The organism is Streptomyces sp. NPDC048606 (assembly GCF_040650855.1).
Taxonomy (GTDB): domain Bacteria; phylum Actinomycetota; class Actinomycetes; order Streptomycetales; family Streptomycetaceae; genus Streptomyces.
On record NZ_JBEZIB010000036.1, the window covers coordinates 1 to 15,071 of the forward strand.

Sequence of the window (15,071 nt, forward strand, 5' to 3'; positions counted from 1 at the left end):
CCCGACTACATGCACCCCACCCACTACATCCACCTCGACCACCTCCCCCTCAACCCCAACGGAAAACTCGACCGCAACGCCCTCCCCGCACCCGTGATCGCGCCCCGGCCCGAGCCCTCGACCGGCGCCGCGACCACGACCACGACCACGGTCCCCACCGGCACGCCCGAACAGGTGCTGTGCGCGCTCACGGCCGAGGTCCTCGGACTCTCGGCGGTCGGCCCGCAGGAGAACTTCTTCGAGCTGGGCGGCGACAGCATCGTCTCGATCCGCCTGGTCAGCCTGGCCCGCAAGGCCGGCCTGACCATCTCGGCCCGGCAGGTCTTCCAGCACCCGACCCCGGCCGCCCTGGCCGGCGTCGCGGTGGTGCGCGACGCCGCCGCGGCCCCCGCTCCCCGTCCCTCCGACGGCGGCCCCGGACCGCTGCCGCTGCCCCCGGTGGCGCAGTGGCTCGCCGAACGCGGCGGCCCCTTCGCCTCCTTCGGCCAGGCCCGGCTGGTCCGGCTGCCGGCCGGGGTGGAGCACGCGCACCTGACGGCCGCCCTCCAGGCGGTCCTGGACCTGCACGACGCCCTGCGCATGGACCTGACCGTGCACCACCCCGGGGTGTGGAGCGCGCGGATCCGCGAGTCGGCCGACGTACGGGCCGACGCGGTGCTCGAACGCGTCGACGCGGCCGGGCTGCCGGACGAGGGGCTGCGGGCGCTGATCGCCTCCGAGTCGGGCCGCGTGTCGGCCCTGATCGACCCGGCGGCCGGGGTGACCGTACGCGCGGTGCACTTCGACGCGGGTCCCGGGCAGGAGGGCAGGCTGCTGATCGCCGCCCACCACCTGGCGGTGGACGAGGTCTCCTGGCAGATCCTGATCCCCGACCTGCGGGCCGCGTACGAGGCGGTCGCCGCCGGGCGCGCCCCGGCCCTGGAGCCGGTGCCCACCTCGCTGCGCGGCTGGACCACGCACCTGCTCGCCGAGGCGCAGCACCCGCGCCGGACGGCCGAGTTGGAGCGCTGGTTGGCGGCGGCGCCGGGCCGGCCGCTGCTGGCGGACCGGGCGCTGGACCCGTCGACGGACACGGCCGGTACGGCCCGTCGGCTGAGCGTGCGGATGTCGGCCGAGCGCACCGCCCCGCTGCTCCAGGCGGTTCCCGCGGCCTTCCACGGCACCGTCGGTGACGCCCTGCTGGCGGCGCTGGCGCTGTCCGTCGGGGACTGGGCCGCGCGGACGGGCCGGGGCGACGGCTCCGGGCTCACCGTGGACCTGGAGGGCCACGGCCGGGAGCAGGAGTCGCTGCCGGGCGCCGATCTCACCCGTACGGTCGGCTGGTTCACCACCATCCACCCGCTGCGGCTGCCCGCCGGCTCGTACGACCCGGTCGCGGTTTCGGCCGGGCGCGAGGACGCCGGGGCCGTGCTGAAGGAGGTCAAGGAGCTGCTGCGCGGCGTTCCGGACGGTGGCATCGGGGCGGGTCTGCTCCGGTACGCCAACCCGGCCTCCGCCCGGCTGTTCGACCCCTCGGCGCGCGCCGAGGTCCTGTGGAACTACCTGGGGCGTCAGACCGGGCGGGCCTCGTCCGCCTGGGGTCCCGCGGCGGAGGCGGACGCCCTGTCGGCCCGCCGGGATCCGGCGCTGCCGCTGTCGCACGTCCTGGAGATCACCGCGGAGGTCACCGACGGGGACGAGGGGCCGGAGCTGACCGTGTCCTTCACCTGGGCGGGCGGGGCGCTCTCCCAGGACACGGTCGCCGCGCTCGCGGACGGCCTGTTCGGCGCCGTCGACACCTTCGCCGCCTGGGCCGAAGGCACCACCACCGGGGGGTACACCCCCTCGGACCTCGACCTGGTCGACCTCGACCAGGACCAGATCACCATGCTCGAAGAAATGTGGAGGGCCCAGCAGTGACGCAGGCGCGAATCGAGGACATGCTTCCGCTGTCCCCCTTGCAGCAGGGAATGCTGTTCCATTCGGTGTACGACCAGAGCGCGCCCGACGTCTACACCGTCCAGGTCTCCGTGACCCTGGCGGGCCCGCTCGACGCGGACCGGTTGGAGCGGGCGGGTGCGGCCCTGTTGCGGCGCCACCCGAACCTGCGGGCCGGGTTCTGGCACGAGGGGGTGCCGCAGCCGGTGCAGTTCGTGCCGGCGGAGGTGGCGTTCACGCTGGGCCGGGTGGACCTGAGCGACGATCCGTCGCCGTCGGCCGTGCGCCGCGTGGAGCGGGCCGAGCTGAGCCACCGCTTCGCCCTGCACAAGCCGCCGCTGCTGCGCCTGACCCTGGTGCGCCGGGGCCCGGACGACCACCTGCTGGTCATCACGGTGCACCACATCCTGGTCGACGGCTGGTCGATGCCGCTGCTGGTCGGTGACCTGCTGGCGCTCTACGACAACGGCGGCGACGTCGCCGCCCTGCCCGCCGTGCACCCGTACCGGGACTACCTGAAGTGGCTGAAGGCGCAGGACGGGCCGGCGGCCGAGGGGGCCTGGCGCGGTGCGCTGGCGGGTCTGGAGGAGCCCACGCTGGTGGCGCCCGCCGACCCGTCCCGGGCCGGGGTCCGGCCGGGGGTGCACCGGCTGGAGCTGTCGGAGGGGGACACGGCGGCCCTGAAGGCGGTGGCGCGCCGGCTGGGCACGACGCCGAGCACGGTGATCGAGGCGGCCTGGGGGTTGTTGCTGGGTTCCCTGACCGGCCGGCAGGACGTGGTGTTCGGACTGACGGTCTCCGGCCGGCCGGAGGAGCTGCCGGGCGTGGAGTCCATGGTCGGGCTCTTCATCACCACCGTTCCGGTCCGGTTGGCGGCCCGGCCCGCGGAGAGCGTGGCCGATCTGCTGCGCCGCTTCCGTGACGAGCAGAACGCGCTGCTGGCCCACCACCACCTCGGGCTGCGCCGCATCCAGAAGGAGGCGGGCGGCGGCGAGCTGTTCGACACGCTGGTGGTCATCGAGAACTACCCGGTGGACCCGTCCGCCCGGCCCGCCCTGTCGGGCGGGCTGCGGGTGGCGGACGTGTCGGCCCGGGACGCGACGCACTACCCGCTGACGCTCGCGGTGGCCCTGGACGAGCGGGCCGAACTGGCCCTGGAGTACCGGCCCGACCTGTTCGACGCCCGGGCCGTCGAGGGGATCGCGGAGCGGCTGTCGGGGCTGCTGCGGCAGGTGACGCGGACGCCCGAGGCCCCGGTGGGCCGGCTGGAGCTGATCACGGCGGGCGAGCGGGAGCTGCTGCGGGAGGGCTGGGCCGGCACCGTGCGCGACGTGCCGGCGGGTACGGTCGCGGACCGGTTCGCGGAGCGCGCGGCGGCCACGCCCGACGCCTGCGCGGTGGTGGCGGGCGAGCGTCGGCTCACCTTCGCGGAGCTGGACGCGCGGGCGGCCCGGTTGGCGACCCTGCTGGCCGGCCGGGGCGTGGGTCCGGAGTCGGTGGTGGCGTTGGCGCTGCCGCGGTCCGTGGACTCGGTCGTGGCGATCCTGGCGGTCCTCAAGGCGGGCGCCGCCTACCTCCCGATGGACCTGGACTATCCGGCGGACCGGCTGGCGCTGATGCTGGCCGACGCGGCTCCGGCGTGCGTGGTGACGGGCGGGGCCGCGACGGCCCTGCTGCCGGCGCCGACGGCGGGCGACCCGGAGCGGATCGTGCTGGGGTCCGCGCGGACCGAGGCCGAACTCGCCTCGTACGGGGAGCGGTTCGAGGGGCCCGCGGTGGACTCGGCGCACCCGGCCTACGTGATCTACACCTCGGGTTCCACGGGCCTGCCCAAGGGCGTGGTGCTGACCAGCGGTGGCCTGTCGAACCTGTACGCCAACCACCTGGCCGAGGTGTTCGCGCCGGCGGTCGGCGCGGCGGGCGGGCGCCGGATGCGCGCCCTGCACACCGCCTCCTTCAGCTTCGACACCTCCTGGGAGCAGCTGTTCTGGCTCGTCGCGGGCCACGAGCTGCACGTCCTGGACGAGACGGGCCGCCGCGACGCGGAGTTCACCGTCGGGTACGTGCGCGAGCACCGCATCGACGCGATGGACGTGACGCCGACCTACGCGCAGGCGCTGCTGGAGTGGGGGCTCCTGGCCCCCGAGGCTCACCGCCCGGGTCTGCTGCTGCTGGGCGGCGAGGCGGTGCCGGAGGCCCTGTGGTCCGAGGTGCGCGGCGCTCCGGGCGTGATGTCGGTGAACCTGTACGGGCCCACCGAGTACACGGTGGACGCGCTGGCGGCCGACCTGGCCGACTCGGCCACCGCGATCGTCGGCCGGCCGATCGGCAACACCTCGGCGTACGTGCTGGACGGGGCGCTGCGCCCGGTGCCGGCCGGTACCGTCGGTGAGCTGTACCTGTCGGGACACGGCACGGCGCGCGGCTACCTGGGGCGTCCCGCGCTGACGGCGGGCCGGTTCGTGGCCGATCCGTTCGGTGCGCCGGGTGCGCGGATGTACCGTACGGGCGACCTCGTGCGGCTGCGCGGCGACGGCCGGCTGGAGTTCCTCGGCCGGGCCGACGACCAGGTCAAGATCCGCGGGTTCCGGATCGAGCCGGGCGAGGTGGAGGCGGCGCTGAGCGCCGTGGCGGGGGTGACGACGGCGGCCGTGGTGGTCCGCGAGGACACGCCCGGGGTGAAGCGGCTGGTCGGGTACGTGACCGGTGACGTGGATCCGTCGGCGGTCCGCGCGGAGCTGGCCGCTCGGCTGCCGGACCATCTGGTCCCGGCGGCGGTGGTGGTGCTGGAGCGGCTGCCGTTGAACGTGAGCGGCAAGCTCGACCGGGCGGCCCTGCCGGCGCCCTCGCTGGGCGGGGCGGAGGGTTCCCGGGCTCCGCGCGACGAGCGCGAGCGGGCGCTGTGCGCGGTCTTCGTGGAGCTGCTGGGGCTCGCGTCGGTCGGCGTCGACGAGGACTTCTTCGCGTTGGGCGGCGACAGCATCGTCTCCATCCAGTTGGTGGCGCGGGCCCGCAAGGAGGGGCTCGTGCTGACCCCGCGCGATGTGTTCGAGCACCGTACGGTCGCCCGGCTGGCGGCCGCCGCGGGCAGTGCGGAGCACGGTGCCGGGCAGGCGCCGACGGCCGCCGGCCCGTTGGTCGAGCTGACCGAGGGGCAGCGGGAGCTGCTGGCCGGGGCCTTCCCGGCGCACGAGGAGGTGCTGCCGCTCGCGCCGCTCCAGGAGGGCCTGTACTTCCACGCGGTCTACGACGACCGGGCGCTGGACGTGTACCTGATGCAGAACTTCGTGGAGCTGCTGCACGAGGTGGACGCGGCGGCCCTGCGGACGGCGTTCGAGGCGCTGCTGCGCCGGCACCCCAACCTGCGTTCGGGGTTCTGGCACGAGGGCCTGGAGGGTCCGGTGCAGGTGGTCCCCTCCTCGTGGGAGCTGCCCTGGCGGGAGCTGGACCTCAGCGCGCTGGACCGTGAGGCGCAGGACGAGGCGCTGCGGGAGTTCTCGCTGGCCGACGCGGCGACCCGGTTCGACCTGGCGGCCCCTCCGCTGCTGCGGGTGATGTTGATCAAGTTCGCGGCGGACCGGTGGATGCTGTGCGTGACGCAGCACCACATCCTGACGGACGGCTGGTCGGAGTCGCTGTTCTTCGAGGAGCTGTTCTCCCTCTACGGCAACGGCGGCTCGGTGGAGGCGCTGGCTCCGGTGACCCCGTACCGGGACTACCTGCGTTGGTTGTCCCTGGTGGACACCGAGGAGGCGGCCGGGGCCTGGCGGGCCCACCTGTCGGGGTTGGAGCAGGGCACGCTGGTCGCGCCGGCCGATCCGAACCGGCAGCCGGTGACGGCCGAGGTGGTGGACCTGTCCCTGGACGAGGGGACCAGCGACCGGCTGCGGGCGTTCGCCCGCGGGTGCGGGGTCACCCTGAACACGGTGCTGAGCACGGCGTGGTCGATCGCGCTGGCCGGGATGACCGGCCGCGACGACGTGGTCTTCGGCGCGACGGTCTCGGGCCGTCCGGCGGACGTCGCGGGCGTGGACCAGATGATCGGCATGTTCATGAACACGCTGCCGTTCCGGGTCTCGCTGCGGGCCGACGAGAGCCTGCGCGACCTGCTGGTGCGGGTGCAGGCCGAGCACGCGGACCTGCTGCCGCACCACTACGTGGGCCTGGGACCGATCCAGCGGCTGAGCGGGATCGGGCAGCTCTTCGACACCCTGTACGTCTTCCGCAACACCCCGCTGGACGACTCGGCGCGCGAGGCCGCCGTGGCCCGGCACGGGATCGGGTGGACGCACAGCGTCGACGGGACGCACTATCCGTTGACGCTGGCGGTGACCCCGGGCCGGGCGCTGGAGCTGACGCTGGCCTACCGGCCCGACCTGTACGACGAGGACACGGCCCGGGTGCTGGCGGGCCGGCTGGCCGCGCTGGTGGGCCAGTTGGCGGACGGCGGCGCGCTGCCGGTCGGGCGGCTGGCGACGGTGGCCGAAGACGAGCGGGCGCTGCTGCTGGCCAAGGGTGACGACACCGGGTACGCGGTGCCGGACACCACGGTGATCGACCTGTTCGCCGCGCAGGCGGCCCGCACCCCCGAGGACACCGCCCTGGTGTTCGAGGAGGAGCGGCTGTCCTACGCCGAGCTGGACGCCCGTGCCAACCGTCTGGCGCGCGCCCTGGTGGCGCGGGGCGCGGGTCCGGAGGCGGTGGTCGCCCTGGGGCTGCCGCGGTCCGCGGACTTCGTGGTCTCGCTGTTCGCCGTGCTGAAGACGGGCGCCGCGTACCTGCCGCTCGACCTGGACCACCCGGTGGAGCGTCTCGCCGACATGGTCCGCGACGCCGCGCCGCTGTGTCTGGTGACGACGGGCGCGGTCGCGGGCCGGGTTCCGGTGGTGGCGGGCGTGCCGGCCCTGGAGCTCGACGCGCCGGCGGTCGGGGAGGAGCTCGCGGGGCTGTCCCCGTCCGCCCTGGCGGAGGAGGAGCTGACGGGGACGCGCGACGGCCGGCATCCGGCGTACGTCATCTACACCTCCGGTTCCACGGGCCGGCCCAAGGGCGTCGTGGTCCCCTACTCGGGGCTCACGAACATGCTGCTCAACCACCGGGAGCGGATCTTCGCGCCGGCGGTGGCCCTGGCCGGGGGGCGCCGGATGAAGGTGGCGCACACGGTCTCCTTCGCCTTCGACATGTCGTGGGAGGAGTTCTTCTGGCTGGTCGACGGGCACGAGGTGCACGTCATCGGCGAGGAGCTGCGGCTGGACCCGGCGGCGCTGACGGCGCACTACGACCGGGTGGGCATCGACGTCGTCAACGTCACCCCCTCCTACGGGCAGCAGCTGGTGGAGGCCGGTCTGCTGGCCGCGGACCGGCACCGGCCGACGCTGGTGCTGCTGGGCGGCGAGGCGGTCCCGGACGGCCTGTGGAGCCTGCTGGAGCGGACCGAGGGCACGATGGGCTACAACCTGTACGGCCCCACCGAGTACACGATCAACGCGTTGGGCGCGGACGTGGCCGACAGCGCGACCTCCTGCGTGGGCCGGCCCATCTTCAACACGCGGGCGTACGTCCTGGACAGCGCGCTGCGGCCGGTGCCGGTCGGCGTGCCCGGTGAGCTGTACCTGGCCGGAGCGGGTCTGGCCCGGGGCTACTTCGGGCGTCCGGCGCTGACCGCGGAGCGGTTCGTGGCGGATCCCTTCGGGGAGCCGGGCACGCTCATGTACCGCACCGGCGACCTGGTGCGCTGGCGTGCGGACGACGCGCTGGACTACCTGGGGCGGGCGGACGACCAGATCAAGATCCGGGGGTTCCGGATCGAGCTCGGCGAGATCGAGTCGGCGGTCGCCTCCGCGCCGGGCGTCGCCGCGGCCGCGGTGACGGCGCACACCGGCCGGGGCGGGGTGGGTCGTCTGGTGGCCTACGCCGTGCCCGCGGCCGGGGAGACCTGCGAGGCGGCGGCGCTGCGGGCGCACCTGTCGCGCACCCTGCCGGAGTACATGGTGCCGTCGGCGTTCGTCGAGCTGGCGGCGCTGCCGCTGACGGTGAACGGCAAGGTGGACCGGGCGGCCCTGCCGGTGCCCGAGTTCTCCGTCGAGCAGGGGGGACGGCCGCCGAAGGACGCCCGCGAGGAGCTGCTCGCCCGGATCTTCGCCGAGGTCCTGGGGCTGGAGCGGGTCGGCGTCGAGGACAACTTCTTCGAGCTGGGCGGGCATTCGCTGCTGGCGATGCGGCTGGTCGGCCGGATCAGGGAGGCCCTCGGGGTGCCGGTGCAGGTGGCGGCGGTGATGGCCGCGCCGACGGTGGCGGACATCGCCTCCCGGATCGGCGCGGACGCCCGCGAGGGCGCCCTGCGGGTGCTGATGCCGCTGCGGGAGCGGGGATCCGCCGCGCCGCTGTTCTGCTTCCACCCCGCCTCGGGGTTCGCCTGGCAGTACACGGGTCTGCTGCGGTACCTGGACGCGGACCGGCCGGTCTACGGCCTCCAGTCGCCGGGGCTGTCCGGGCCGCGGCCGGAGGTCGAGGACGTGGCGGGGCTCGCGGAGCTGTACCTCGACGAGATCAGGTCGGTGCAGCCGCACGGCCCGTACCACTTCCTCGGGTACTCCTTCGGCGGGACGGTGGCCCAGACGCTCGCCGCGCTGCTCCAGGAGCGCGGCGAGGAGGTCGCCTTCCTCGGGCTGCTCGACGCCTACCCGCCGGAGACGGAGGACTGGGCGTACGTGGAGGACCCGGCGTGGGAGGAGCGGCTGCGGCGCGAGGAGAGCGGCTTCCTGCTCTCGGTGGCCGGGCTGGAGGGCCCGCGGGACGGCGCCGAGGTCGACCGGGCGCAGGCGGTGACGGCGATCCGCGACAGCCAGGGCCTGTTGGCCGGCTTCGACGAGGCGCTCCTCGACGCGATCGTCGCGACGAACCTGCACTGCGTACGGCTGCTCGCGCGCAGCCGCACCCGGCGGTTCAGGGGTGACGTGCTGTTCTTCACGGCGGCGCGCACCACCCCGGCCGACGAGGCGCCCGCGCGCGTCTGGCCCCCGTACCTCGACGGGCGGATCGACGAGCACGTGCTGGACTGCGCGCACGACGAGCTGATGTCGCCGGCCGCCCTGGAGCGGATCGGTCCGGCGGTGGCGCGGGCGCTGGCGGCGCTCGACGGCCGGAGCTGACGGCCGCGTGGGGGCGGGGCCGCCGCGGCCCCGCCGGGGCGGCCCCGCCCCCACCGCAATTCCCCTGCCGGGTCGTTCCGTTCACGCGCGGAAACGTTCCGGCAGCGGAATGGGAGAACCAAGATTCTTAGGTTAGGCTTACCTTATTAGAGGGGGCGTGCATGTCTGTCACAATGCCCGGCGTGCCAGGACTCGCCGGACGCGTGGCCCTGGTCACCGGCGCGGGCCAGGGCATCGGAGCGGCCGTGGCCCGCTCCCTGTGGGAGCTGGGGGTCTCCGTGGCCGCCACCGACCTCCAGGGAGAGGCGGTCGCGGCGCTCGCGGACCGTCTGGCGCCGTCCCCCGGGGCGGACGACGGTCCGGCCGACGGATCGAGACCGATCCTGCGGCCCTACGCCCTCGACGTCACCGACCCGCGCGCCGTCGAACGGACCGCGGCCGAGGTCGGCGACGACCTCGGACCCATCGACATCCTGGTCAACGTCGCGGGCGTGCTGCGCACCGGACCGGCCGCCGAACTCACCGACGCGGACTGGTCGCGGACCTTCGCCGTGAACGCGGGCGGGGTCTTCCACACCGCCCGCGCCGTCGCCCCCGGGATGGCGGAACGCGGCCGGGGCAGCATCGTCACCGTCGCCTCCAACGCGGCCGGGATCCCCCGGACCGGCATGGCGGCGTACGCCGCCTCCAAGGCGGCGGCGGTGATGTTCACCAAGTGCCTGGGCCTGGAGTACGCCCGCCACGGGGTCCGCTGCAACGTGGTGGCGCCGGGATCCACCGACACCCCGATGCAACGGTCGCTGTGGACCGACCCCGAATCCCCGCGCCGCGTGCTCGACGGCGACCTCGCCACCTACCGCACCGGCATCCCCCTGGCCCGGATCGCCGACCCGCAGGACATCGCCGACGCCGTGGTGTTCCTCGCCTCCGACCGGGCCCGCCACATCACGATGCAGGACCTCTACGTGGACGGCGGCGCCACCCTGCGCTGACCGCGCGCCCGCGCACCGCTCCCGCCACGAGGCCCACCCACCCCGCCAACACCCGCCGGCGCGGCCGACCCGCCCGCCGTTCGAAGAGGAGTCACCGTGCCAACGGTCCACCCCGTCGCCACACCCCCCGCACCGGGCGACCCGTCCGCACCCGCCGTGGGTGCGGCCACCGCCCTGCTCGACGCCTACCGACCCGGCGCCCGCTTCCTCGCGACGCCGACCCGGACCCTCCTCGCGGACGGCGTGCGCACCGTGGTCCCCACGGGTGACTCCCCGCTCGCCGACCGCGTGCGCGCGGCCCTCGCCGACGCCGTGCGCGACGGCGACCCCTGGCCGGTGGTCATGGGCGCCGTGCCCTTCGACCACGAGGCCCCCGCGGCCCTCGTCGTCCCCGCGTCGGTGCACGACGGGCCGCCGCTGGGCACCGACCCCCTGGTGGCCCTGGACCCCACGGCCCCGGTCACCGGCGGATGGTCCGTGACCCCGGTCCCGCGGCCGGAGGAGTACGCCGGGGGCGTGGCCGCCGCCGTGCGACGGATGCGCGCGGGCGAGCTGGACAAGGTGGTCCTCTCCCGCACCCTCGAACTGCTCTCGCCCGAACCGCTGGACCTCCCGTCCATGCTCGGACGCCTCGCCCGTCGCGACCCGGGCGGCTACACCTTCGCGCTGCCCACCGGCCCCGGCCGCACCCTCCTCGGCGCCAGCCCCGAACTGCTCGTCTCCCGGCGGGGGAACCGTTTCGTCGCCAACCCGCTGGCCGGCTCCACCCCCCGCAGCGCCGACCTCGCCGAGGACGTGCTGCGGGCCGCCACGCTGCTGCGCTCGGAGAAGGACCTGCACGAGCACGGTGTCGTGGTGGACGCCGTACGCCGGGCCATGGCCCCGTACTGCTCCGAACTGCACGTGCCCGAGCGCCCCACCCTGGTGCGCACCGCGACGATGTGGCACTTGTCGACCACCGTGACGGCCGTCGCGGACGACCCGGAGCTGTGCGCGCTCGGCATGGCCACCGCCCTGCACCCCACGCCAGCGGTGTGCGGCACGCCGACCGACACGGCCCGTCGCGTCATCGAGGAGACCGAGCCCTTCGACCGGGGCTTCTTCACCGGTGTCGTCGGCTGGCAGGACGCGAGCGGCGACGGTGAGTGGGTCGTCACCATCCGCTGCGCCGAGGCCCAGGACCGACGGCTGCGGCTGTTCGCGGGCGCCGGCGTGGTGGCCGGCTCCGACCCCGAGGCGGAGACCGCCGAGACCGCCGCGAAGTTCCGTACCTTCCTCCAGGCCGTGGGAGCCGAACTGTGAGCGTCGACGCACCGCTGTGGCCCCGGGAGTTCGCCGACCGGTACCGCGCCGCCGGCTGGTGGCGCGGCGAGACCTTCGGCGGCGTGCTGCGCGAACGCGCCGCCGCCCACCCGGACCGGGTGGCGATCGTGGACCCGACGGGGGCGCCGGACGGCGGCCGGCGCGCCTGGACGTACGGCGAACTGGACCTGCGGGCCGACCGGATGGCCGCCGGACTGGCCGCCCGCGGCATCACCGCCGGCGACCGCGTGGTCGTCCAACTGCCCAACACGGCCGAGTTCTTCGAGGTCGTCTTCGCCCTCTTCCGGCTCGGCGCGCTCCCGGTGTTCGCCCTCCCGGCGCACCGGCACACCGAGATCGCCTACTTCTGCTCCTTCACCGAGGCGGTCGCCTACGTGATCGCGGACGTCTCCGGCGGCTTCGACTACCGCGAACTGGCCGCGTCCGTGCGCGAGGAGGTCCCGGGCCTGCGGCACGTCCTCGTGGCGGGGGATCCCGGCCCCTTCACCGCCCTGGCCGACGTGCCGATCGAGCCCTCGCGGCGCCGGCCGGAACCGGATCCGGGCGACATCGCCTTCCTCCAGCTGTCCGGCGGCAGCACGGGCGTGCCGAAGCTGATCCCGCGCACGCACGACGACTACCTGTACTCGGTGCGCGGGTCGAACGAGATCTGCGCCGTCGACGCCGACTCGGTGTACCTGGTGGCCCTGCCGGCCGCCCACAACTTCCCGCTCTCCTCCCCCGGTTCCCTCGGTGCCCTGTACGCGGGCGGGCGCGTGGTCCTCGCCCCGCAGCCCGTGCCGGACGCGGCGTTCCCCCTCATCGAGGCGGAAGGGGTGACCATCACCGGGCTGGTGCCGCCGCTGGCCCTGCTGTGGACCGACGCCGCCACCCGCACGGCCTACGACCTGAGCAGCCTCGACGTGCTGCTGGTCGGGGGCGCGAAGTTCAGCGAGGAGGCCGCCCGGCGGGCCGGTCCCGCCCTCGGCTGCCGGCTCCAGCAGGTGTTCGGCATGGCGGAGGGCCTCGTCAACTACACCCGTCTCGACGACCCGTCGGAGACCGTCGTCACCACCCAGGGCCGGCCCATCTCCCCGGACGACGAGATCCTCGTCGTGGACGACGAGGACCGCCCGGTGCCGGCCGGGACCACCGGGCACCTGCTGACCCGGGGCCCCTACACGATCCGCGGCTACTGGCGGGCTCCGGAGCACAACGCCCGCTCCTTCACCGCCGACGGCTTCTACCGGACGGGGGACGTCGTACGACAGACCCCGACGGGACACCTCGTGGTGGAGGGCCGCGCCAAGGACCAGATCAACCGCGGCGGTGAGAAGATCGCCGCGGAGGAGGTCGAGAACCACCTCCTGGCGCATCCGGCGGTCCACGACGCGAACGTGGTCGCGGAGCCGGACCCCTACCTCGGTGAGCGGACCTGCGCGTACGTGATCCTGCGGGACGGGGCGGAGCGGCCGACGGCCGTCGCCGTCAAACGCTTCGTGCGCGGGCGGGGGTTGGCCGCCTACAAGGTGCCCGACCGGGTCGAGTTCGTCACCGTCTTCCCCACGACGGGGGTCGGCAAGGTCTCGAAGAAGGACCTGCGGGCCGCCGCCGAGCCCGCCCCCGTCCCCGGGGCCCCCGCCGTCCCCTCCCCCGCGAGCGCCGCCCCGCCCGCCGCCTCCCCGCATCCCCAACCGCAGTGATCGGAACTCCCATGGCCCTGCCCACCATCGCCCCGTACCCCCTGCCGACCGCCGCCGACCTGCCCGCCAACCGGGTGGAGTGGGAGGTCGACCCGGCGCGGGCGGTCCTGCTGGTCCACGACCTCCAGAACTACTTCCTCTCCGCGTACGACACCACGAGCGAGCCCGTCACCGGTCTGCTGCGCCAGGTGTCCCGGCTGCGCAAGGAGGCCGTGCGCGCCGGCGTGCCCGTCTTCTACACCGCCCAGCCCGGCGGCCAGAGCCCCGTCGAACGCGGCCTCCAGCAGGACTTCTGGGGGCCGGGGCTGCCCGCCGACCCCGAGGCCGAGGCCATCGCCGAGGCGGTGGCGCCCGCGCCCGGCGACACGGTGCTGACCAAGTGGAAGTACAGCGGCTTCGTCCGCACGGACCTGCTGGAGCGGCTGCGCGCCCTGGGCCGCGACCAGTTGGTCATCACCGGTGTGTACGCGCACATCGGGGTGCTGATGACGGCGTGCGACGCGTGGATGCGCGACGTGCAGGCCTTCGTCGTCGCCGACGCGGTCGCGGACTTCTCCGCCCGTGAGCACGCGATGGCGCTCGAATGGGCCGCCGGCCGGTGCGCGTACGTGACCACGACCGACGCCGTCTGCGCCGCCCTGTGACCACCGCGCCGGCGGAGGCGGAGGCGGTCGCGGGAGCGGCCCCGGACGCCGTCCGCCCCTCCCCGGACGCCCCTGACGCGGGCCCCGCGCACGCGCCCGCCCCGCTGCGTCCGGTGGAACTGCCGGTGGAACTGCCCGGCCGGGCCCGGGTGTGGGCGATCCCGGTACCCGACAACGCCGGGGCCGCCAGGGCCCGGCTGCACGAGCTGGAACGCGAGGAGCGGGCCCGGGCGGCCCGGTTGCGCCGCCCCGACGACGCGGCCCGGTTCCTGGTGGCCCACGTCGGCCTGCGCGAACTCCTCGCCCGACGGCTCGGCACCGACCCGGGGCGGCTGGTGGTCGAACGGGAGCCCTGCGCCGGCTGCGGGCGCCCGCACGGGCGTCCCCACCTGCCGGGCGACCCCGTGCACTTCTCGCTCTCGCACTCCGGGGACCTGGTGCTCGTCGCCCTCGCCCCGGTGCCGGTGGGCGTGGACGTCGAGGCGGTCCGTCCCCCCGCCCCGGCGGCCCACCCCGCCGGCGCCCTGCACCGCGCCGAACAGGCCGAACTCCTCGCGCTGCCGCACCGGGAGCGGGCCGCCGCCTTCGCCCGCTGCTGGACGCGCAAGGAGGCGGTGCTGAAGTCCACCGGCCGGGGCCTGCTCGACGGGGCCGCGTTCCCCTACGTGGGCACCGGGTCGGATCCCGTCCAGCCGCACGGGCACCACGTACGCGATCTGCCGGTGGCGGAAGGCTTCGCCGCCGCCTTGGCGCTCCACCCCGGCCCGGTCCCGTCCGCCGCGCCGCGCTCCGTCCGCTCCCCCGGGGCCTCCCCGAAGTCCCCGCCCCGGGAACCGTCCCCAACCGAAGGAGTCCACCCGTGACCGACCGCCTCAACGCCGCCCGGCCCTACGCGCTGGGCCTGTTCCGCATCGTCACCGGCCTGTTCTTCGCCTGTCACGGCGCCGCCTCCCTCTTCGGGGTCCTCGGCGGTGCGCACGGCGGCGGCACGGTCGCGACCGGCGCCTGGCCGGGCTGGTACGCCGCGGTGATCCAGCTGGTGGCCGGCGGCCTGGTCCTGCTGGGCCTGGGCACGCGCGGCGCGGCCTTCGTCGCCTCCGGTTCGATGGCGTACGCCTACTTCACGGCCCATCAGCCGGACGGCCTGTGGCCGATCCAGAACCACGGCGAGTCCTCGGCGATGTTCTGCTGGGCCTTCCTCCTGCTGGTCTTCACCGGACCGGGCGCCTTCGCCCTCGACCGGCTCGTCGGCTCCCGGGCCGGCGCCGGCGCGGGGGACCGGGAACCGGCCGCCGAGCGGGCCCGGACGGCTCCCGCCGCCGGCTGAGCCGCTGCCCGACCGACCGCGCGAAGCCGATGGGC

The 15,071-nt window shown here is 75.2% G+C and carries 8 protein-coding genes; all 8 read left to right on the forward strand.

Annotated features, from left to right (window positions below; genetic code table 11):
- On the forward strand, window positions 1-1,899 hold a 1,899-nt coding region (locus AB0D01_RS31265; RefSeq protein ID WP_363061155.1), incomplete at its 5' end, for a condensation domain-containing protein.
- On the forward strand, window positions 1,896-9,068 hold the full coding sequence (locus AB0D01_RS31270) for an amino acid adenylation domain-containing protein (protein WP_363061157.1): 7,173 nt from the start codon (window positions 1,896-1,898) through the stop codon (window positions 9,066-9,068). The genes AB0D01_RS31265 and AB0D01_RS31270, both read left to right, overlap by 4 nt.
- A gap of 182 nt (window positions 9,069-9,250) precedes the next feature.
- A complete protein-coding gene (locus AB0D01_RS31275) occupies window positions 9,251-10,060 on the forward strand; it encodes a 2,3-dihydro-2,3-dihydroxybenzoate dehydrogenase (RefSeq protein ID WP_363061159.1) in 810 nt (269 codons plus the stop codon).
- A 96-nt stretch (window positions 10,061-10,156) separates the two neighbouring features.
- A complete protein-coding gene (locus AB0D01_RS31280) occupies window positions 10,157-11,362 on the forward strand; it encodes an isochorismate synthase (RefSeq protein ID WP_363061161.1) in 1,206 nt (401 codons plus the stop codon).
- Complete coding sequence (locus AB0D01_RS31285; RefSeq protein WP_363061163.1) at window positions 11,359-13,065, forward strand: (2,3-dihydroxybenzoyl)adenylate synthase; 1,707 nt, start codon at window positions 11,359-11,361, stop codon at window positions 13,063-13,065. Before AB0D01_RS31280 ends, AB0D01_RS31285 begins: the two co-directional genes overlap by 4 nt.
- An 11-nt stretch (window positions 13,066-13,076) precedes the next feature.
- Complete coding sequence (locus AB0D01_RS31290) at window positions 13,077-13,709, forward strand: isochorismatase family protein (protein ID WP_363061165.1); 633 nt, start codon at window positions 13,077-13,079, stop codon at window positions 13,707-13,709.
- Complete coding sequence (locus AB0D01_RS31295; RefSeq protein WP_363061167.1) at window positions 13,706-14,572, forward strand: 4'-phosphopantetheinyl transferase superfamily protein; 867 nt, start codon at window positions 13,706-13,708, stop codon at window positions 14,570-14,572. Before AB0D01_RS31290 ends, AB0D01_RS31295 begins: the two co-directional genes overlap by 4 nt.
- Window positions 14,569-15,036, forward strand: coding sequence for a DoxX family protein (locus AB0D01_RS31300; protein ID WP_363061169.1), 468 nt, complete (start codon window positions 14,569-14,571; stop codon window positions 15,034-15,036). The genes AB0D01_RS31295 and AB0D01_RS31300 overlap by 4 nt, the downstream gene beginning before the upstream one ends.
- Window positions 15,037-15,071 lie beyond the last annotated feature (35 nt).

What these genes read in the sequence shown, in the direction of transcription:
- AB0D01_RS31290 (WP_363061165.1), top strand. Translation starts at nt 13,077, where the DNA reads ATGGCCCTGCCCACCATCGCCCCGTACCCCCTGCCGACCGCCGCCGAC.